20 protein-coding genes are annotated in these 18,250 nt (G+C 61.7%); 10 read left to right on the top strand and 10 right to left on the bottom strand.

Going from position 1 to position 18,250, the window contains the following annotated elements:
- The first annotated feature begins 67 nt into the window (after positions 1-67).
- The 4 genes from L598_RS03505 to L598_RS03490 are packed head-to-tail and all read left to right on the top strand — an operon-like array spanning position 68 to position 3,391.
- Positions 68-946, top strand: a complete 879-nt coding sequence (locus L598_RS03505) for a branched-chain amino acid ABC transporter permease (protein ID WP_144860431.1) — start codon at positions 68-70, stop codon at positions 944-946.
- Positions 946-1,917, top strand: coding sequence for a branched-chain amino acid ABC transporter permease (locus tag L598_RS03500; protein ID WP_144860429.1), 972 nt, complete (start codon positions 946-948; stop codon positions 1,915-1,917). The genes L598_RS03505 and L598_RS03500 overlap by 1 nt, the downstream gene beginning before the upstream one ends.
- Positions 1,914-2,666: an ABC transporter ATP-binding protein gene (locus L598_RS03495; protein ID WP_144860427.1), complete on the top strand. Its 753-nt coding sequence runs from the start codon at positions 1,914-1,916 to the stop codon at positions 2,664-2,666. Before L598_RS03500 ends, L598_RS03495 begins: the two co-directional genes overlap by 4 nt.
- 2 nt (positions 2,667-2,668) lie before the next feature.
- Positions 2,669-3,391, top strand: a complete 723-nt coding sequence (locus L598_RS03490; protein ID WP_144860425.1) for an ABC transporter ATP-binding protein — start codon at positions 2,669-2,671, stop codon at positions 3,389-3,391.
- 4 nt (positions 3,392-3,395) lie between these two features.
- On the opposite strand, the gene L598_RS03485 is transcribed toward L598_RS03490, so the two are convergent.
- Positions 3,396-4,442 carry a hydantoinase/oxoprolinase family protein gene (locus L598_RS03485; protein WP_144860424.1) on the bottom strand — a complete coding sequence of 349 codons (1,047 nt, stop codon included), beginning with the start codon at positions 4,440-4,442 and terminating at the stop codon, positions 3,396-3,398.
- A gap of 47 nt (positions 4,443-4,489) precedes the next feature.
- Here L598_RS03485 and L598_RS03480 point away from each other — a divergent pair, with 47 nt between their 5' ends.
- Positions 4,490-5,221, top strand: a complete 732-nt coding sequence (locus tag L598_RS03480; protein WP_144860421.1) for a HisA/HisF-related TIM barrel protein — start codon at positions 4,490-4,492, stop codon at positions 5,219-5,221.
- Positions 5,222-5,333: 112 nt separating this feature from the next.
- Here L598_RS03480 and fae read toward each other — a convergent pair whose 3' ends face one another.
- The 7 genes from fae to L598_RS03445 form a co-directional block, all read right to left on the bottom strand.
- Positions 5,334-5,846 (bottom strand): formaldehyde-activating enzyme, encoded by a 513-nt coding sequence (gene fae / locus L598_RS03475; protein ID WP_144860419.1) that lies wholly within the window; start codon positions 5,844-5,846, stop codon positions 5,334-5,336.
- A gap of 157 nt (positions 5,847-6,003) precedes the next feature.
- Positions 6,004-6,846: a triphosphoribosyl-dephospho-CoA synthase gene (locus L598_RS03470; protein ID WP_144860417.1), complete on the bottom strand. Its 843-nt coding sequence runs from the start codon at positions 6,844-6,846 to the stop codon at positions 6,004-6,006.
- 3 nt (positions 6,847-6,849) lie between these two features.
- Positions 6,850-7,800, bottom strand: a complete 951-nt coding sequence (locus L598_RS03465) for a RimK family alpha-L-glutamate ligase (RefSeq protein ID WP_144860415.1) — start codon at positions 7,798-7,800, stop codon at positions 6,850-6,852.
- A gap of 29 nt (positions 7,801-7,829) precedes the next feature.
- Entirely contained in the window at positions 7,830-8,786 is a 957-nt protein-coding gene (gene mch / locus L598_RS03460; RefSeq protein WP_144860412.1) for a methenyltetrahydromethanopterin cyclohydrolase, read from the bottom strand.
- Entirely contained in the window at positions 8,786-9,754 is a 969-nt protein-coding gene (locus L598_RS03455) for an ATP-grasp domain-containing protein (protein WP_246658610.1), read from the bottom strand. Before L598_RS03455 ends, mch begins: the two co-directional genes overlap by 1 nt.
- Before the next feature lie 133 nt (positions 9,755-9,887).
- The gene (locus L598_RS03450) at positions 9,888-10,784 is read right to left on the bottom strand and encodes an NAD(P)-dependent methylenetetrahydromethanopterin dehydrogenase (protein WP_144860410.1); all 897 of its coding nucleotides are present in this window, start codon (positions 10,782-10,784) and stop codon (positions 9,888-9,890) included.
- Between the two features lie 42 nt (positions 10,785-10,826).
- Positions 10,827-11,795 (bottom strand): beta-ribofuranosylaminobenzene 5'-phosphate synthase family protein, encoded by a 969-nt coding sequence (locus L598_RS03445; protein WP_144860408.1) that lies wholly within the window; start codon positions 11,793-11,795, stop codon positions 10,827-10,829.
- A 164-nt stretch (positions 11,796-11,959) separates the two neighbouring features.
- Here L598_RS03445 and L598_RS03440 point away from each other — a divergent pair, with 164 nt between their 5' ends.
- The 5 genes from L598_RS03440 (at position 11,960) to L598_RS03420 (ending at position 16,836) form a co-directional block, all read left to right on the top strand.
- Positions 11,960-12,340, top strand: a complete 381-nt coding sequence (locus L598_RS03440; protein WP_144860406.1) for a 4a-hydroxytetrahydrobiopterin dehydratase — start codon at positions 11,960-11,962, stop codon at positions 12,338-12,340.
- A gap of 89 nt (positions 12,341-12,429) precedes the next feature.
- Positions 12,430-13,500, top strand: coding sequence for a tungsten formylmethanofuran dehydrogenase (locus tag L598_RS03435; RefSeq protein ID WP_144860404.1), 1,071 nt, complete (start codon positions 12,430-12,432; stop codon positions 13,498-13,500).
- Positions 13,494-15,125 carry a formylmethanofuran dehydrogenase subunit A gene (locus L598_RS03430; RefSeq protein WP_144860402.1) on the top strand — a complete coding sequence of 544 codons (1,632 nt, stop codon included), beginning with the start codon at positions 13,494-13,496 and terminating at the stop codon, positions 15,123-15,125. The genes L598_RS03435 and L598_RS03430 overlap by 7 nt, the downstream gene beginning before the upstream one ends.
- Complete coding sequence (gene fhcD, locus L598_RS03425) at positions 15,113-16,021, top strand: formylmethanofuran--tetrahydromethanopterin N-formyltransferase (RefSeq protein ID WP_144860400.1); 909 nt, start codon at positions 15,113-15,115, stop codon at positions 16,019-16,021. The genes L598_RS03430 and fhcD overlap by 13 nt, the downstream gene beginning before the upstream one ends.
- The gene (locus tag L598_RS03420) at positions 16,018-16,836 is read left to right on the top strand and encodes a formylmethanofuran dehydrogenase subunit C (protein ID WP_144860398.1); all 819 of its coding nucleotides are present in this window, start codon (positions 16,018-16,020) and stop codon (positions 16,834-16,836) included. The genes fhcD and L598_RS03420 overlap by 4 nt, the downstream gene beginning before the upstream one ends.
- A 34-nt stretch (positions 16,837-16,870) precedes the next feature.
- Here L598_RS03420 and pqqE read toward each other — a convergent pair whose 3' ends face one another.
- Positions 16,871-17,998: a pyrroloquinoline quinone biosynthesis protein PqqE gene (pqqE, locus tag L598_RS03415; RefSeq protein WP_144860396.1), complete on the bottom strand. Its 1,128-nt coding sequence runs from the start codon at positions 17,996-17,998 to the stop codon at positions 16,871-16,873.
- Positions 17,995-18,243, bottom strand: a complete 249-nt coding sequence (pqqD, locus tag L598_RS03410) for a pyrroloquinoline quinone biosynthesis peptide chaperone PqqD (protein WP_246658620.1) — start codon at positions 18,241-18,243, stop codon at positions 17,995-17,997. Before pqqD ends, pqqE begins: the two co-directional genes overlap by 4 nt.
- Between the last annotated feature and the right edge of the window lie 7 nt (positions 18,244-18,250).

The raw sequence follows: 18,250 nt of genomic DNA, 5'->3' as shown, positions 1-18,250 counted from the left end.
ATGCGGCGTCCGGCTGACTCGGGCGCCGCCAATGAGAAAATTTTCACTGGGACCGTGGGAGGATCACGTGTCTGAATTCGTTCAGATTGTCCTGTCGGGGCTAGCGACAGGGTCGATCTACGCGCTGGCTGCCATCGGCTTCACGCTGCTATGGCAAGCTTCGCAGACGATCAATTTCGCCCAGGGCGAATTCGTGATGCTGCCGGCCTTCTTCGTGCTGGTCGGCATGCATGTGATCGGCCTTCCCATGTTAGTCTCGATCGCTCTGGCGCTTGTGCTATCGCTGCTCGTCCTCGGGCTGGCCTTCAAGAAACTGGTCATCGAGCCGATGCTGCCGCATGGCACCCTGCCGATCGTCATGGCGACGATCGCGCTCGGGCTCCTGATGAAGGAGGCGGTGAAGGAGTTCTATAGCGCGGAGGCGCAACCCTTTCCGGCGCTGGTTCCTGGCGACACGATTCGGCTATTCGGGGCCACCATCTCGGCGCAGGATCTGGCCAATCTCGCCATATCCATGCTGGCCGTGCTGGCGCTCCAGCTTTTCCTCAACGGCACGCGCACCGGCCGCTCCATGCAGGCCACGGCGCAGAATCCTGCGGTAGCGGAAATTCTCGGCGTGAACATCAAGCGGATGGTGCTCTATACTTTCCTGATCAACGCCGCCCTGGCGGCAATCGCCTCGATCCTCATCTCGCCGATCTATCTTGCCAAGTTCTCGAATGGCGAATCCCTCGGGCTTGTCGCCTTTATCGCGGCCATCGTCGGAGGCTTCAACCAGATCCGCGGCGCCCTGGTCGGCGGCCTTCTGATCGGCGTCATCGACAATCTGGCGGCGACCTATGTGTCCGCCCAATATCGCGCCGCCGTGCCGCTGATCCTTCTCATCATCATCATCCTGGTGCGGCCGCAGGGCATCCTCGGCAAGGCGGAAGGGAGGGCGGTCTGATGCCTTACCGCATGATCCTCATCCTCCTCGGCATTGTCGCTCTTGTCCTGGCGCCGCTCAGCCAAGGCAATTACGGCATCTATGTCCTGTGCTCCTGGCTGATCTTCTCCATTGCCGCCATGGGCCTCAATCTTACTCTCGGCTATGCTGGGCAAGTCTCTCTCGCGCAGGCGGCCTTCATGGGCATTGGCGCTTATACGACGGCGCTGATGACCATGGCGGGCGTGCACTGGAGCTTCGCCGCGGCAGCGTCGATGGGGCTCTGTTTTCTGGTCGGGCTCGGGCTTGGCTACCCGGCCCTGCGCGTGCAGCATCATCTGCTTGCCTTCGTCACCCTCGCCTTCAACACGCTGGTATTCCTGGTGCTGCGCAATGAGGAATGGCTGACGGGCGGCTCCTTCGGCATTGTCGGCATTCCTCGGCCGAGTTTCTTCGGCATCGAGACCACCAAGCAGCTTTCCTTCTATTACTTCACGCTCGTTGTCTTCCTCATCGTCGCCGTCCTCTTTTACGGGGTGGTGCGCTCGCCCTGGGGACGCGCATTCAAGGCACTGCGGGAGAATCCGATCCGCGCCAACAGCCTCGGCGTCGATATCCGGCGCATGACCCTTCTCGCCTTCGCGATCGGCTCGGCGCTTGGCGGTCTTGCCGGGGCGCTTGCCGCGCCATTGGTGCAGTTCATCGACCCGCCAGCCTTCGCTCTCGTCCACTCGCTGAAGCTTCTGCTGATGGTGATGGTCGGGGGGGCCGGCTACTTCTTCGGCCCCATGCTCGGAGCCGCGCTGGTGACGGTGCTGCCCGAGTTTCTGCGCTTCACCGAAGGCTACTATCTGATGATCTATGCCACGACCGTCCTCGTCCTGATGGTGGTATGTCCCACCGGGCTGATCGGGCTTGGCAAGCGCATGGTGGCTCGCTTCCGCCCGCAGCGCGTCGAACGCGGCGATCTCAAGCAGGGAGCGCAGCTATGAACGCAGCCACTCCCGTTCTCAGCGTCCGCAACATCTGCAAGTCCTTCGGCGGCATTCATGCCGTGCGCGATGTGAGCTTCGATGTTGGTGCCGGCGAGATCCTCGGGCTCATCGGCCCGAACGGCAGTGGCAAGTCCACCCTTTTCAACTGCATTCTGGGGCAGTTGCGACCGGACAGCGGCCAGGTGAGCGTCAACGGCAAACAGGTGGCGGGCATGCGCGCCTGCGACCTGAACAAGCTGGGGGTGGGGCGCACCTTCCAGATGCTGCAGGTGTTTCCGCAGATGACGGTGCTCGACAACATCATCCTGGCAGGCCAGGAGCATCACGGCAATATGCTGACGCGCCTTTTCGGCCCGCCGGATGCCGGCCTGACGGAGGAAGCGGAAAGGCTGATCGAATTCTTCCGTCTTGGCCATCTGCGTGACGAACTGGCGGGCTCGCTCTCCTACGGCCAGCAGAAACTGCTCGACGCTGCCATGGCCTTCATGGCCGGTCCGAGCCTGGTGCTGCTGGACGAACCGGCGGGCGGCGTCAACCTCACCATGCTCGCCAGCCTGAAGGAGCGGCTGAAGGCTTTCAACGCGGAGCGCGGCACCACTTTCGTGGTCATCGAGCACAATATGGAATTCGTCATGTCGCTCTGCACGCGCGTCCTCGTGCTGGCCGACGGAGCGATCATCGCCGAGGGCAAGCCGGAGGAGATCCGCCGCAACAGCCAAGTCATCGAAGCCTATCTGGGAGGCTGACCGTGCTCGAACTCAAGGATCTTTACGGCGGTTACGGAAAGATGACGATCCTGAACGGGGTCTCCTTCAAGATCGACCGCGCCACCATCACCACGCTGATCGGTCCCAACGGCGCCGGCAAGTCGACCGTATTCAAGGCGATCTTCGGCCTCCTCAGCATCCATTCGGGAGAGGTCCTGCTCGAAGGCAAGGATGTAACCCGCTCCAGGCCGTCCGAGATGATCGCCCATGGCGTCACCTACGTGCCGCAGGGGCGCAATGTCGTGCCGCAGCTTTCCGTTTACCACAACCTGGAACTTGGTGGCATCACCGCCAAGGATCAGAGCACGGTGAAGCGGCGGATAGACGAAGTGATGGACCAATTCCCCATCCTTCGCGAGAAGCGGAACGAACCGGCCATCGCCCTTTCCGGTGGCCAGCAGAAGCAGCTCGAGATCGCCCGCGCCCTGCTGCTCGACCCGAAGCTTATCCTGATCGACGAACCATCCATCGGCCTGTCGCCGAACCTCGTGCAGGAGGTGTTCCAGACACTGATCCGTCTGCGCGACAATGGCGTGACTGTCCTGATGGTCGAGCAGAATGCCAGGAGCGCGCTGGCCATGTCGGATTTCGGCATTGTGCTGGAGCTTGGACAGGCGCGCATGCACGACAGAGCCGACAAGCTGCTGAACGATCCGCGCGTCGGCCAGCTTTTCCTCGGCGGCAGCATGGAGGCTGCCGAATAAGGGCCTACTCATCGCCGAAGAGGGAAGACGCGAGCAGCGCGACCGCGGCGGCAGGAGCCGCATCGCTGGCGGCGATGCGCGCCGCGTCGGTGGCAGGAATAATTTCGGCCAGATCGATGAAGCGGCGGCGAAGTCGCTCGGCAAGGCGAGCAATCTGCCAACGGCCGATCCCTGCGCCGACGACCGGGGCGTCTTTCGCAACCCTCAGTGAGACAAGGAAAGAAGCGTCGTGCAGGTCTCGAAGCTGCTGCTCGCTGAACCATTCGGCGATGTGGCGCCATTCGCTTTCCGACAAATCGCCGGCATCGCGCCCGACGATGCGCGCCAGCCGCGTGATGGAGGCGGGTAGGCTCTTCTCCTTGTTGTCGGCGGTCCTATGCTGGTCGTCCTTCTCCTGAAGAACTCCCAGGATACGGTGGACATCCGCCATGGTGGCGAAATACTCGTTCATCAGCGGCGTGAAGCGGCCGTTCACCGGCGCGCGTGAGGTGAAGGCGAAGGGGAAGGAACGGACGAAGCCGGCATAGACCAACTCCCCTGTGCCCAGACGTTCGGCGTCGGTAAAGCCTTCGTTGACCACTGTCCCTGAATTGACGGCGATGATATCCGTCGTGGTCGATCCCATATCGACGAACAGGGCACCGCCTGCCAATCTGCCGACGAGCGTGGCCGTCGCATGCCAATTGGCGGAAGCCACTTCAGCCGGAACAGAAGCGGCCCGTTCGACCGTCACGAGGCCCGAGCGCGTCGTGTAGACGCATTTCTTCGCGGCAGGAAAGCGCTCTGCAATATAGCGCAGCAAGGACGCCACGCCTGCTTCCCGCGATGAGAAGGCTTCGGAGAGCTCTCCTGTCATGGTGAAGGCGCAAAGTTCCGCATCGGCGTACACAGAAGCGGCCTGCTTAAAAGCAGTATCCAGCGAATGAAGGCCCTGCCAAAGCGGGGCGCCGATGGTCGTCGCGCCGACGACTTTGCCGTTTTCGACCCTTGCCACCTTCAGATGCGCGCCGCCTATATCGAAGCCGGCGATAATGTTCTTTCGTTTTGCCACTGGTCACGCTTTCATGGAAAATCTAACGCAGGCAAGAGGAGAGGCTGGTGCAAATCATCCCGGTGCTGGATCTGAAGAATGGACAAGTCGTGCGGGCCGAAGGAGGACGGCGCGAGACTTACCGGTCGATCTCCACGCCTCTCAGCCCCGATGCCGACCCCGTTTCCGTTGCAGGCGGATTACACACCCTCCATCCGTTCCCAGCCTTCTATATCGCCGATCTCGATGCGATCGAAGGGGGGCAGCCAAACGCAGATCCGCTTCAACGGCTCTCGGCCATGCCCAAAATCCGGGAATTGTGGCTCGATGCCGGTTTCGCCAATGAGAAGGATGTAGTCGCGGCCATCGAAGGACCGCCAGTCCGGCCGGTGCTTGGTACGGAATCCCAGCAAGACGACGCGCTCCTGCGCACCCTTCTGGACCATCCAAGGCTTATCCTGTCGCTCGACTTTTTTGCCGACGGGTTCCGAGGTCCGGCTGCTCTTCTTGGCCAGCCGGAACTCTGGCCGCAAACCGTCATCGTGATGACGCTCGCAAAGGTCGGATCGGGCACCGGTCCGGATTTCGCCAGATTGCAGGAGATCAAATCGCGAGCCGGAAACCGCACCATTATTGCGGCCGGCGGCATCCGCGATGAACAGGACATCCGCCAACTCGCACAATTCGGCATTGCCGGCGCACTGATGGCGACCGCGTTGCATCAAGGCGCGCTGAATTCCCGACAGCTGGACGAACTAGACCACCTTGAGCCTGCGCTTGAAAACAGTGCGCCAGCTTAGCTTTGGCTTTCTAATCCAGCCGTCGAGCCTAGAGACCCAGAAGATCCTTCAACCGGCGCAACAGGCCGCCCGAATTGTCAGGCGGCTTGCTCTGTGCGAGGTTGTCTCGTGTCTAAGCCGCCGCACCGAAGGGGTGCGAGACGGTGTCACGCTTCTCCGTAACCTCGGCTGCGGTCGGTTTGCCGGTAACGGCTCTCTCGATCGCTTCCTTGGTTGCACGATAGTTGTAGTCCTGGATCTTGGCGTCGTCCTCCGCCTCCCAGTGGATGAAGACGCCAACGCAGATGAAGAGATCGTCCGCTTCTTCTGCCGGGATGATACCTTCCGCCACCGAATCCTGGACCGCTTTTGCGACCGCAAACTGCGCCGGCCCGAACATCTGGACTGCCTGTTTGGCGCCCTTGATGGTGACCTTGTTGAAGAGCACCGTGTTCGGTTTGCAGGGCATGTTGGGCGCGATCACGGCCAAAAGAGTCGTGAAGCCATCCTTGTTGTTCGTAAGAGCGTTGCAGAATGCCGCCTCCACCGGGCTTCCGCGAGGGCCAATGATGAGGTCGATATGAGCGACCTCGTTGCCATCTCCAACGAGTGATTCGCCAACCATTACTTTCGTGATTTTTGCCATACCAGTTCCTCCAAGACATGGTTCTATTGCCCAAGGATGCCGCCCCAGGTCGACACCCAGTGGACGACTATCCTTGTTGGCAGCATCCGGGGTCCCCGGACCGGTTGGCTAGATAGTCACGGATTACATTCCGCCGGTAAATTGAAACATCAACGCTTCAATTATGCAAGTTGCAGCTTAGATTGTGTGCGAAAAGGCTGGCGACGGTGAGGTCCGCGGAAGTGCCGGGGTTGAGTTCTTCTGCCTTCAGCCTGGTGTCAAATTCGAGCAGCTTGCGGATCTTCCCCGCTTCCTCCTCTATCCCGGTCAGTTGCGCCATCAGCGACTGTGCTTCGCTCCTGACCTTCTCCGCCGCCCGAAGGCCATGCTTGCGGGCAATATGACTGTCCGGGAAGGTTGAGAGGAAAGCGAGATAAGCAAAAACGGTCGGCCACATACCGCCTTCACCGCGGTTTTGCGCCGCCTGAAGCGTGGCCACGCCCGTTTCGAAGACTTCGCGAAAGTCCGTGGCATATTGACGGGCTATCATGTCCCGGTCGGCGGCCTCCCGCATCGCCTGCACCAGGGAAATTTGCGGTTCCTCCCGCACATCATGGGAGGGAGCGGAGCCAAGCCCGCCGGGCGAGGCAAGCACGATCGCCTTGAAAGCTGCCTTTGTATCCTCGAGGTCCATGGAGGCCAACACCTGTGCAACGGCGGACCGCTGCTCCAGATCAAGCTCCGCGGCACGGGCGAGGGGAGCGCACAACAAGATGATACCCAGATTGGTATTGGTTTTGACCGCATCGCGCGTCGCCCGGACGGCTTCCAGGATCCTGCGGCCGGTCGAAAGCTTCGGATCGCTTAATAGCGGAGCCGAGACATGCGCACTGATCAGGAATTCATCGACAGTCATGCGATGGCCATCGGCGAAGCGGTGGACATTGCCGGGCTTCAGAGCATCGATTTCGGCCCGGCAGGCTGCAACATAGGCGTCTTGGATCGCCTCCCGCGAAAGCATGACTCAGGAAACCGCAGACACTTCCCCGCTGCTCGGCATCAACGAGAGCGAGGCGAGCCTTGCCCGCTCGTCGAGGAAACGCATCATTTCTTCGGCGATGGTGTCGGCGATATCGGCCTGCGCGACCGTTTGCAGACCCGACCAGGCAGGCATGCTGTTGACCTCCACGACCTGAAGACTCCCGTCCATGGCGGGCAGGATATCGATGCCGGCAAAGTCCGCCTCCACGGCGGCGGCAGCGGCAAGAGCCATCTCTCCAAGGCGTTGCCGCATTTCCGGCGGCACTATCTCCGGTACGGCGCCCTTCTGGATGTTGGTAATCCAATTGTCGCCGCGGCGGATCATCATATCAACGATCCGGCCGGCGCAGACGAAGATGCGATAATCGCAAAAGGGCGGACCGGAGCGGGGAACATAGTGCTGCAGATAATAGGTATCGTCTACTTCCTCGGGGGACGGCAGGTCCGCCAGGCTGCGAACGAGCCGGATGCCACGTCCCTGTGAACCGAAGAGCGGCTTCAGCACCAGCGGTGTGCTTGCCAGTTCCCTTGCCGCTATCTCCTGGGCGGCAGGAAAGCCCTCGACGGCGAAGGTCGGGGGAGTTGTCAATCCTGCCCGCTTGAGAAGGAAGGTGGTCATGGACTTGTCGACGCAACGCTCTATCGCCTGTGCGGAATTCCATACCGGCACGGACAGTTTCCGCAGGGCATGGAGGACGCCCAGCCGGCGTGTCACGGCCTCGAAGGTTCCTGCTCCGACGGAGCGCACGAGAACCGCATCCGGCAGATCGTCGCCGAAGCCCGGAAAGTACAGACCGCTTTGCTGCTGCGTGTCGAAGACAATGTCGGCGAGCGGATAGGTAGAGACTTCGCAGCCACGTCGGCGAAAAGCGGCGGCAAGCGCGCCGCCCTGGTTTCCTGGCTGACTATTGAGGATGACGATCCGTCGGGTCACGCGGGAAATATCCAAATTGAAAGGTGGGTTCAGGCCAGGCTTTTCTCGAGCATGTCGAGATCCCGCCCGCCCTTGCGAAAGGTTTCGCCTGTTTCGAGGGCGGTAACGATGACTTCGGCGGGACTGAAGAGCAATGGATCTATGGCATAAAAATCGCCGTTGAACTGTTTGAAGATTTGGGCAAAGGGCTGGCCGTAATCGCGGGAGGCACGGCTCGGCATCTTTTCGGCAAGCTCGCGCGCTTCGTCTGCTGGCCCGGTGACGAAAAACTGGGCAATGCCGCCATAGATGATTGCATCATTTGTTCGGCCCATGGCCGTCATAAAATCAGGATGCGGCGCCGGAATGGGAGCGGAGGCGATGCCGTCGACTATGTTCTCGAGCGGAAATTTGAGGTCGTTTGCCTTGTGAAGCGCCACCTCAAGCACGCGCGCAACGATTTGAACGGTACCGGCAAGACTTTGCGTGGGAGCGTAGACAAAGGACAGGTTCTCCGGTGCAAGGTTCGTGGCCTTCGACACTTTCTCGACTATGGCAGCGGGAGGTGGCGCCGAAGCCTCCAGCATGACGACAGACCGACTGGCCGTCTCGCGATAGGGCAATGTGGAGAACAAAGGTTCCACCCGGGCAAGAAGGCGGGCGGGGCCGGAACCCATGGCAAAATATTTATCCTCGGAGAGGTTCCAGCCTGCATATTGGCTGCCGAGGCAGGCCAGAACCGGTTGCGACGAGCGCACCTCCAGACCGAAAGGCCATTTCGACAGTGCTCTGTCGACTACCGCTGAAACGCCGGCCAGACCGCCCATGGAGGCCTCTGCCATCTTGAGGCCTGCCTCGATACTTCCCTGCACCTTGGCGCCAGCGTCGATAAGGCGCTCGCCCAGCGAACCTTCGGTTACCGCTATGCGCAAACGCTCCGCATCCCGGACCATGTCGTCCACTATCCGGTGTGCCGTCTCGTTCAGAAAGGCCGAGCCATCTTTCATTATGGCACTCCGTCCCAGTCAGATTGCATCAGTTTTGCCAGCGCGTTGACCGTCCGTCTGGCTGCGGCGGCGTTGGCGCCATGCGCGAAAGCGGTGCAGACAGGATCACCCGCGAGCAGGCGCGTACCCGGCAATTGTCTGTCCGATACCCAATCCGGCCAATCGAGGGCGGGAAATCGCTCTATCGGCCGGGATGCGTAGACGATCATCGAGGCCGTGGAGCCGGACCATCGCGGCAGCCTGCTTGCCATGCCTCCAGCAGGGTCGATATGCGCATCGAGAAGCGGCGCCTCGGTGCTGTCAAACAGATCGAGCGTTGCGCCGGGTCTGGGGTTGATTTCAACCAGATGGAAATTGTCCTCCGCCTGAATGAAATCAGCACTGCACAGACCGGTCAGCCCGAGGTGTGCGGTGAGGGTGGAGAGCCACTCCCCGATTCTGGCCGCCTGCTTGCGGTCGAAGCGCAGCAGGCGAACGGCGCCCCCGTAGCGATAAGGGCTCTGCGGCGTGGGGGACGACCATTGACGGCTGAAGCCGACAAGCCGTGCCCTGCGGCCATCACCGATAAAAAGAGCAGAGATGCTTCTTCCATGAATGAAGCGCTGGAAATAGGAGCCGGGCGATACCACCGCATTTTGTGCATGCCGGACATGGGAGCCGCCTGCCGCTCCAGCCTTCTTTGCAATCCAGTTCTCCGGATCTTCCGGTGCGTTCCAGCGGATTTCGGGGTGAGGGATGCCAGCTTTCGAGCATATCGCGGCGAAAGTCTGCGGGTCCTTGACGCGGCGGACGACCTCTCCGCGATTGCCTGCCAGCGGAAAATGGCGCGCAAGCTCGTCGAGGAGCTCCGGCTGGCTCTCGAAGCCGGAGCCGTAAACCAAGGCAAGCGGTTCTTCCTTGCCGGCAAGCTCTTTCAACCGCTTCACGATGTGATCGCCGTCGATCCCGGCCTGCAGGCTGCCAGGCATTCGCATCGCGCGCTCGGCCAAAGCCAACATATCGCTGTCGCAGAACATATCCGCGACCAGCGGCCGATAGCCCGCGCGTCGCGCTGCCGCGGCAAGCGCGCGACCGGAGATCGCCGCGATGAGAAGCGGGCCCTTACTTGGCGATCTCGCGAGCAAGGGAGAACGCGTCCTGAAAATCGAGAGTCATGGTTTTCTCAGCCTCGATCATCCGCTTGAAGAGGCCAAATTCGGTTTTGTATTTCACATTGCCGGTTGCGAGCGCGCCAATGCCGACCGCGCTGGTTCCGGAGATTTTCTCGGCGTCCGCATCCACGCCGATGCCTTCTATGCCGGCTGGAGGGACGGCATTGACATCGGCGGCGATCAGCAGACTGGAAGCGCGGCCCATCAGGGCGCTGTCAAGCACCTGCACCCCAGCCTTTGCAGCGGCAAGGATGATTTCGGCATCGGCGACGACAGCGCTCTTGGCTGCCTCGGTGGAGCCGTCTGCTGCCTGGACGTCAAGGCCGAAGCGGTTCTTGATTTCCGTGGCGACACCTTGCACCCGCGTGAGCCCGTCATGGCCGACCAGCGTCACCGATGCTCCTTCCCTGGCGGCTATGACGGCGGTGCAGAAACCGACCACCCCCGTGGCGCCGAATATCGCCACCCGCGCGTCCTTGAGACTACGGTCGAATTTCTTTTTCAACGCTTTCTCAACCTTGGCGACCATTGCTGCGGCGGTGGTGAAGGAGCCGGCGGGATCGGCAAAGACGCTCAAGCTGAACGGCGGGACCATCGCCTTCTTCGCCGCATCGAGCATGTCGAGGGCAAGGGTCACATCGCGGCCGGCGATGAAGACCCCGGTGTTGACACCGGCATCCGGGGGGCGTGAAAAGATGGCGTCCTGAACCAGGCCTGTGACGTCGGAAAGTTTTACTTCGACATAAGGCACGACTGCGTCGAAGCCGGCGTCAAGAGCCATGTTGACGTCAAAGGGACTCATCTGCGGGAGCGGCGTGATCATATGCAGAATGTTCTTACGGGCCATTGTTTCCTGTCCGGTTTCCGTGTTCGGTGCCGCGCTTTTCCTTCAGCTTCCGAGAAGCCGAAGCGTGTTCCTGCTGATTTCAGCGCCCGAGTTCCTGCCTTTGACGATCTTCAACTCAATGCCAGGGTCGGCGCTTTCCTGCGCGACATGCACTATATCGCGAGCGACTTCTTCCGAAGGCGCGAAGGCAAAACCGGTCGGGCCCCATGAGCTTTGTCCAATACCCGTGGCACCGGCTTCCACCATTCGTTCCCCCAGTCTCTCGACGCGCTTGCTCGTGAAGACACCGCCTTGGACTGGCGCGAAATAGTTTCCTACCTCGAATTGAACAGCCTGGATGGCGGCACCGAAGGCCGCCAGATCGCGTTCCACGACCGCCGGCAACGCCTGCATGAGCACCCGTCGGCAGATCTCGCCCGCGCTCGCCGCCGGAAAAGGCGGCAGGGCACGAAAAGCCGCAACCTCCTCCTCTCCATGGATGCCGGTATGGCCATGGTCGAGGATCAGGATCACCCGCCATTCCTCCGGGAAGGGGAGGCGAGCCACGACGGGAGGTTCCAGGTGGTCGGCGCTCTTGCCGGCGTCAACGATAAGGCCTCCCCTCTCGAAGGCCGCTATCCCGATGCCCGATCGCGCGCCGCGCCCGAGCAGGCGCGCGTCGCTGCCGGCATCGATCGGCAGATCGTGGAGGGTCCGGAGCGCCGCTGCCACGGCGACCGCCATCTGGGTTCCCGAGCCCAGGCCGACATGCGGGGGTATCGCGCTTTCAACGACAAGCCGGTGTCTGGCACGGATCTCGAGATGATTGCACAGGGTCTCCAGATGGCTGGCGGCACGCTCGTGATCCGGTCCCTCGACCGATGTCTTCGAGGACAGAGACAGCGTGACGACCGTTTCCGGCTCGCTCAGAGGAAGTCCAATGCTGCCGAAGCGCCGACCTATGCTGCCGTCAAGATCTAGAAAGCCGAGATGGAGACGGGCAGGAACTGACGCGGTGACAAGGTTCGACATTTGCCCCCAAGGGGTGCATCATAATGCATCGCTGATGTTCGGGTGCCCGCGGGGCATGATAGCTGTTTTCCCCGGCGGGGCAAGTCGCAAGCGAACCCTTCCGACCGCGCCCGGGCGGAAAAGCTTCCAAGTCCTGAGCCGGGTATTGCACGATGGAGGAGAATATGATGGAGCGGCAAAAAGAAAGAGTTTATTCGGAAGCGGAAATCGTCGAGCGGCTCCAGAAGGAGCTGCCGAAGTGGTTTTACGAGAACGGCTGGATCAGGCGGAAGTATAAGACGCACAGCTGGAAGGCGACGCTGATGGTCATCAACACGATCGGTCATCTCGCCGAGGCGGCATTTCACCATCCGGACATTACCGCATCTTATGCCTGGCTGGAGGTGCGCCTGACCAATCATGCGGCAAAGGGCGTGACCGACAAGGATTTCGAACTGGCGAAAAAGATCGAAGAAGTGGTGCAGTGGCAGCCTGGGCTGGAGGGCGGTGCGCTGGAAGGCACGCCAAACAGTGATCAGCGCTTCGCCTATATCAAATACGACTAAGCTGTGTGGACAGCTAGGTTCGGGTGGGGGTTCACGGCTTGCGAAGTTTCGTCTACATTTCCGGCGGGCACCAGAAAGTAGCGTGATTGATGGCGGTTGCATGGATCGGCAACCGGGACGCGCCGGTGCAGCATGCGGTCGAGCAAGCCGCAGAGCTTCTGGCAGCGAGTCGGTGCCCGGTAATCAGCATTGACACAGACATACATGGAACCCGCGCGGCGATTGCCCTCGCGGAGCGGATAGGCGCGGCTTACGATCACCCCTTCGAGGGAGTGGCGCGGGAAACGGCGACCTTTACTGACCGGGGAGGCATCTTCGTGTCGCCTGGAGAGGTTCGCCGACGCGCCGATGTCGTGGTCGTCGTCGGCGATTTGCCCGCCTATTCGCGGGAGTTCGTGTCGGAGCTGGCGGAAACCGTGCCTGACCTTGCCGGCGACAACAGCCGGAGCTTCTTCTCGGTGACCGGCACACCGATCGGGCCTTTTCCCGCGGACAACCAGGGACCCGTAACCCATCTTTCCTGTAAGGGGACAGACCTGACCGGAACGGTTGCCGCCTTGCGTGCCCATCTTGCCGGACGGCGCATCTCCTCGCCGGTCGAAAATGCCGACCGCCTGTCCAAGGCCCTGGGCCATGCACGTTTCACTGCCTTTCTATGTTCCGGGGCAGGGCTGGACGACCTGGCGCTGGAAATGGTGCAGGGCCTCGCTGCCGACCTCAACAAGAAAGCCCGGGCGTCCATACTGCTGATACCGACCAGCGAGGCCGGGTGGGGCAGTGTGCTAGTCTCGACTTGGACGACCGGCCTCCCGTTGCGCACGAGCTTTTCGCGCGGGGCTCCCGAATTCGATCCCTGGCGTTGGAACGTCGGAAGAATGATCGAGGAAGGCGAGGTCGACCTGCATTTGTGGATAGGAGCGGGAAGCCCGCCTGCCAAAAACGGCGACAGCAAGCTTATCGCGCTGACCAAAACCGGGCAGCCGGTTGCAGATGCCGCTATCACCATCCCGATCGGTGAACCGGGTGCGGACCATGACGCGGTTCTCCTCTCTGCCCGAACCGGAACATTGGCAGCCAGGCCCGCTTCTGAACCGTCGCGAATGCCCGCGGCTGCAACAGTCATAAATTCGATCCTGGAACATCTGGACCCTACATGCTGACGAAGATTGCGGGAGGTGAGATCATCGATCCGGTTGGCGGCCGTCACGGCGTCGGCGACCTTTGGATCGAAGATGGCGTGATTGTTGACCCGCCAGCTGGCCGAAACGCGGAGACGACGGTGGACGCGTCAGGCTGCATCGTCATGGCGGGCGCCATCGACATTCACTCTCATATCGGTGGCGGCAATGTGAATACGGCGCGTCTGCTCCTTCCGGAGCACCATTCCGCCCATTTGCCGCGCCCTTCTGAAACCCCGCTGTCGAATCTCGGCTGGACGGCATTCCAGACGGGACGCCTCTATGCGCAGATGGGCTTCACGACCGTCGTGGAGCCGGCCATGGCGCCGGGCAATGCCCTCCATACGCATCTCGAACTCGCCGATATTCCGATCATCGACAAGGCGACATTGGCCGTTCTCGGCAATGACGATTTCCTGCTGTCGCTGATCCGCGACAATGCCTCGTCCAGCATGATCGAAGACTATGTGGCCTGGACGGTCGCGTCCTCGCGGGCGCTCGGCGCGAAAGTGATCAATGCAGGCGGTTCGGCGGCCTTCAAGGAAAATGTGCGGCGTTTTTCGCTGGACGATATTGTGCCCTCCTACGGCGTTTCCTCCCGAAAAATCGTCAAGACGCTGCAGATGGCAGTGCAAAATCTGGGCATCCCGCACCCGCTCCATGTCCATTGCAACAATCTCGGTATGCCCGGGTCAGTCGATACCGCCGCCGCGACGATCGCCGCCGCCGAAGGCGTACCGCTGCATCTGGCGCATCTGCAGTTCTACGGCTACGGCACCGAGGGCAAGCGACGCTTCTCCTCGGCAGCCAGCCAGCTTGCCGAGCAGGTCAATGCCACGCCCGAGATCACGATAGATGTGGGCCAGGTGATGTTCGGACAGACCGTCACCATTTCCTCCGACGTGCTGCGGCAATTTTCGGCGCGCGGCAATGCCCATCCCAAGAAGAGTGTCATTTTCGACGGTGACGGCAATGGCGGGGGTATCGTTCCGTATCGCTATCGCAAGGACTTCTACGGCTCCCTGCAATGGGCGATAGGGCTGGAGCTTTTCCTTCTAATAACGGATCCTTGGCGCGTTTTCTTCACCACGGACCATCCTAACGGTGCGCCCTTCACCGCTTATCCCGCCTTGTTCGAACTGCTGATGAGCAAGGAGGCGCGCAGGGAGATGGCGGAAGGGCTCTCAGCGTCGGCCCTCGCGCTGACGACCCTGCTGGCGATTGACAGGGAATATACGCTTGAGGAGATTGCCGTCATGACCCGCGCGGCCCCGGCCAGGCTTCTGGGCCTCAAGGATCGCGGGAATCTGGCCGCAGGGGCCATTGCCGATGTCGCGGTCTATCGCAAAGGGAAAGACATCGCGAAAATGTTCGGCTCGGCGGCTTTCGTCTTCAAGGATGGCGAACTTGTGGTGAAGGATGGCGAAGTGGTGGCACATCGCTGGGGGAGGGCACTACGGCTGGCGCCTCAACCTGACAAGACGATGGTGCGGCGGCTGGAGGCCTATCACCAGGAGCGATACGGGCTCTCCCTCGATTGGTTCGATTTTCCGGACTGGGCAATCGCCCGCGAACAGCCTTTTAGCGAGGTGGCATGCGCGGCTTGACGGCAAATGGGGTGGCTGTCGACAACACCTTTGCCGAAGCCTTCGGCATGCGGGCGACGGCAATCATTGTTACTGCGCCGACCAGGAAATGGGCGCTCGAAGCGGTGCGCTCGATGATAGGCTTCGCCACCTCGGTCATCGGTTGCGGCTGCGAAGCCGGGATCGACATGGAACTGGCCGCCTCGGAAACGCCGGACGGGCGTCCCGGCTTCCGGGTGATGCTGTTTGCGGTCAGTAGCGACGAATTGCAGAAACAGCTTTTGAAGCGCGTTGGCCAATGCGTGCTCACTTCGCCAGGAAGCGCCTGCTTTGCCGCCCTCGATGCAACCGACCGGCTCAAGCTCGGCTCGGCGCTGCGCTATTTTGGTGACGGCTGGCAGATTTCCAAGAAGCTTGGCGGCCGGCATTACTGGCGCGTGCCCGTAATGGACGGAGAATTTGTCTGCGAGGCGACGACCGGGCTGACAAAGGATGCCGTCGGCGGCGGGAATCTCCTGCTCCTTGCGGCAGGCAATGACCAGGCGCTTGCAGCGGCCGAAGCGGCGGCGGCGGCCATGCAGGCAGTGCCGGGCATCATTCTGCCCTTCCCTGGGGGCGTGGTGCGTTCCGGCTCGAAGATCGGCAGCAAATACAAGGGCATGATCGCCTCTACCAACGATGCCTATGCTCCCACTCTGCGCGCTCAGGTCGCCAGCGCGCTGACTGCGGACATCAACGCGGTTCTGGAGATCGTCATCGATGGTGAGACGAGCGAAGCGGTGGCGGCCTCCATGGCGGCCGGTCTCAGGGCGGTGATCGAACTTGGCCCGGAGCGTGGAGCGTTGCGGGTGAGCGCCGGCAACTATGGAGGAAAGCTCGGCAAGTTCCAGTATCACCTGAAGGACCTCCTGCCGTGAGCAGACTCACTTTCACATTGCTCTCGGAACCGCCAGAGCGGCTGGACCTGTCGCCTCTCGTTCCCGCCAGGCTTGCAAGCATGGCCATGCACGAGGTGGAAAAGATCCGACTCGGCGTCTCGAAACACAGTCTCGCGGTCGGCGATGTCTTTCGTCTTTCCGGCGCTGATGTTTCAGCGATAGTGTTCGAAGGCGGCAGTCGCCGCTTCGATTGTGCCGGCGCTCTGTTGGACAGCGGGACGATCCGTATTGCCGGCGATGTCGGCGCACAGACCGGCCGCAGGATGTCGGGTGGCTCGATCCTTGTCGAAGGTAGCGCCGGGCCTCATGCAGGCTCCGGGATGAGCGGGGGCCGGCTGGAAATCCTGGGCGATGCCGGGGACTTCACGGGCGGTCCCCTTGCCGGCGAGCTTGCGGGAATGAGCGGCGGCACTCTGATCGTGCGCGGCCGGGCCGGCGACCGGGCGGGCGACCGTATGCGGCGCGGCCTTCTGGCCGTTCTCGGCGGATGCGGCGACTATGCGGCAAGCCGCATGATCGCAGGAACATTGGCGATCGTTGGCGGCAGCGGAAGGATGCCCGGCTATCTGATGCGCCGGGGTTCGATCCTTGTCGATCGCATGCCTCAGATGCTGTCTCCCAGTTTTGTCGAAAGCGGTGCATGGGACAGTGTCTTTGCCTCGCTCGCCGACCGCCACCTCATTGCGGAAGGAATTGCCCAGGAGCCGCTCCTGGGTAGGACGGTCCGGCGTTATTGCGGGGATAACGCCGTGCTCGGGAAGGGTGAGATCCTTGTAGCGGCTCAAGGCTCGTAGCCGTCGTTTTGCCGGTGGCAGACACCGACGCAAGTCAAGTGACGGGCGCCGCGCCTATGCGGCGATATTTGAAGCTCTCGGCTGCCGACCCTGTTTTCTCGGATTCGGGTTCCGGTTGAGCATCCTGCACCAGGGCCAGGATGCTTTCGCGAAATGGCGATTTGACGCAGACCGGATCCGTGGCCGCAGCGTCCCCGGCAATCGCCATGGCCTGACAGCGACAGCCGCCCCAATCGATCTCGCGCCGCTCGCAACTGCGGCATGGTTCCTGCATCCAGTCCGTGCCCCGAAAGGCGTTGAAGGCTGGCGAATCCGCCCAGATGTCCGCAAGGCTTTTGTCGCCGAACCGTTCGAAGGTGAGAGAAGGGATGGTCTGTGCCGCATGACATGGAAGCACGGTGCCGTCGGGGGCGACGGCAAAGGCATCGCGCGCCCACCCGCCCATGCAGGGTTTCGGATAAGTCGCGAAATAATCCGGCGGTACAAAATCGATGTTCAGCACCCCTTTGAGGCGCTCGCGCGCCTCTTCCACGATCTCGATCTCGCGCTCGACCGCGCTGTAGCTCGGCATGAGGGCGGCGCGATTGACGAGGGCCCAGCCGGAATATTGCACATTGGCGATTTCCAGGCGCTCGGCATCGAGCGACAGCGCAAGTTCGATGAACTGTTCGACCTCGCCAATATTGTGCCGGTGCACCGGGGCATTGACGGTCAGCGGCAGGCCGGCCGCGCGCACGCGCCTTGCCGTTTCCACTTTCTTCGCGAGAGCACCCTTGTAGTTGCTGACGAGGTCCGCCGTCTCGGGACGCGCTCCCTGCAGGCTTAATTGGACATGGTCGAGGCCGGCCTCCGCGAGCGCCTCGATGCGCCCCTCGGCGATCCCGACGCCGGCGGTTATGAGGTTTGTATAGACGGCACGTGAGGAAAGTTTTCGGACGATCTCTTCCAGATCGCGCCGCAGCGTAGGCTCGCCGCCCGAAAGATGGACCTGCAGGACGCCCATATCGGCAGCCTGCTCGAAGAGGTCCAGCCAGCCCGCGGTGTCCATCTCGCGATTGGCCTTCATCAGTTCGAGCGGGTTGGAACAATAGGGGCACTGCAGCGGACAGCGATGCGTAAGCTCCGCAAGCATTGCAATGGGCGGAAGGAGCGGGTCGCTCATGAAAACCTCAACAGGAGATTGTCCGCCCACTCTTGAAGAAAGGCAATGACATCCTCCGAGATCTCCTCTTCCTCGGCGTCGAATTCGAGCGCCAGCGCGGCGATAATCGCGCGCACCGAGGTTTTCCCGTCGCAACGGCGCAGAATTTCCAGGCCGATCTCGTTGGGCCAGAATATGCGTTCCGGCGACAGCACCGCCCATGCCTGCCGCAGAGGATCATATCGCATGCGCACATGCTTCGGCAGGACAAGC

The organism is Mesorhizobium sp. J18 (assembly GCF_007829525.1).
GTDB lineage: Bacteria > Pseudomonadota > Alphaproteobacteria > Rhizobiales > Rhizobiaceae > VLJP01.
Note: the sequence above shows the minus strand (reverse complement) of the source record. Positions and strands in the feature narration are given on the sequence as shown.

Excerpts from the sequence above, each read along its gene's own strand:
- L598_RS03500 (WP_144860429.1), top strand. The coding sequence starts at position 946 with ATGCCTTACCGCATGATCCTCATCCTCCTCGGCATTGTCGCTCTTGTC.
- L598_RS03495 (WP_144860427.1), top strand. The coding sequence starts at position 1,914 with ATGAACGCAGCCACTCCCGTTCTCAGCGTCCGCAACATCTGCAAGTCC.
- fae (WP_144860419.1), bottom strand. The coding sequence starts at position 5,846 with ATGGCAAAAATCACGAAAGTAATGGTTGGCGAATCACTCGTTGGAGAT.
- L598_RS03470 (WP_144860417.1), bottom strand. The coding sequence starts at position 6,846 with ATGCTTTCGCGGGAGGCGATCCAAGACGCCTATGTTGCAGCCTGCCGG.
- mch (WP_144860412.1), bottom strand. The coding sequence starts at position 8,786 with ATGAAAGATGGCTCGGCCTTTCTGAACGAGACGGCACACCGGATAGTG.
- L598_RS03455 (WP_246658610.1), bottom strand. The coding sequence starts at position 9,754 with ATGCCTGGCAGCCTGCAGGCCGGGATCGACGGCGATCACATCGTGAAG.
- L598_RS03450 (WP_144860410.1), bottom strand. The coding sequence starts at position 10,784 with ATGGCCCGTAAGAACATTCTGCATATGATCACGCCGCTCCCGCAGATG.
- L598_RS03445 (WP_144860408.1), bottom strand. The coding sequence starts at position 11,795 with ATGTCGAACCTTGTCACCGCGTCAGTTCCTGCCCGTCTCCATCTCGGC.
- L598_RS03440 (WP_144860406.1), top strand. The coding sequence starts at position 11,960 with ATGATGGAGCGGCAAAAAGAAAGAGTTTATTCGGAAGCGGAAATCGTC.
- L598_RS03435 (WP_144860404.1), top strand. The coding sequence starts at position 12,430 with ATGGCGGTTGCATGGATCGGCAACCGGGACGCGCCGGTGCAGCATGCG.
- L598_RS03430 (WP_144860402.1), top strand. The coding sequence starts at position 13,494 with ATGCTGACGAAGATTGCGGGAGGTGAGATCATCGATCCGGTTGGCGGC.
- fhcD (WP_144860400.1), top strand. The coding sequence starts at position 15,113 with ATGCGCGGCTTGACGGCAAATGGGGTGGCTGTCGACAACACCTTTGCC.
- pqqE (WP_144860396.1), bottom strand. The coding sequence starts at position 17,998 with ATGAGCGACCCGCTCCTTCCGCCCATTGCAATGCTTGCGGAGCTTACG.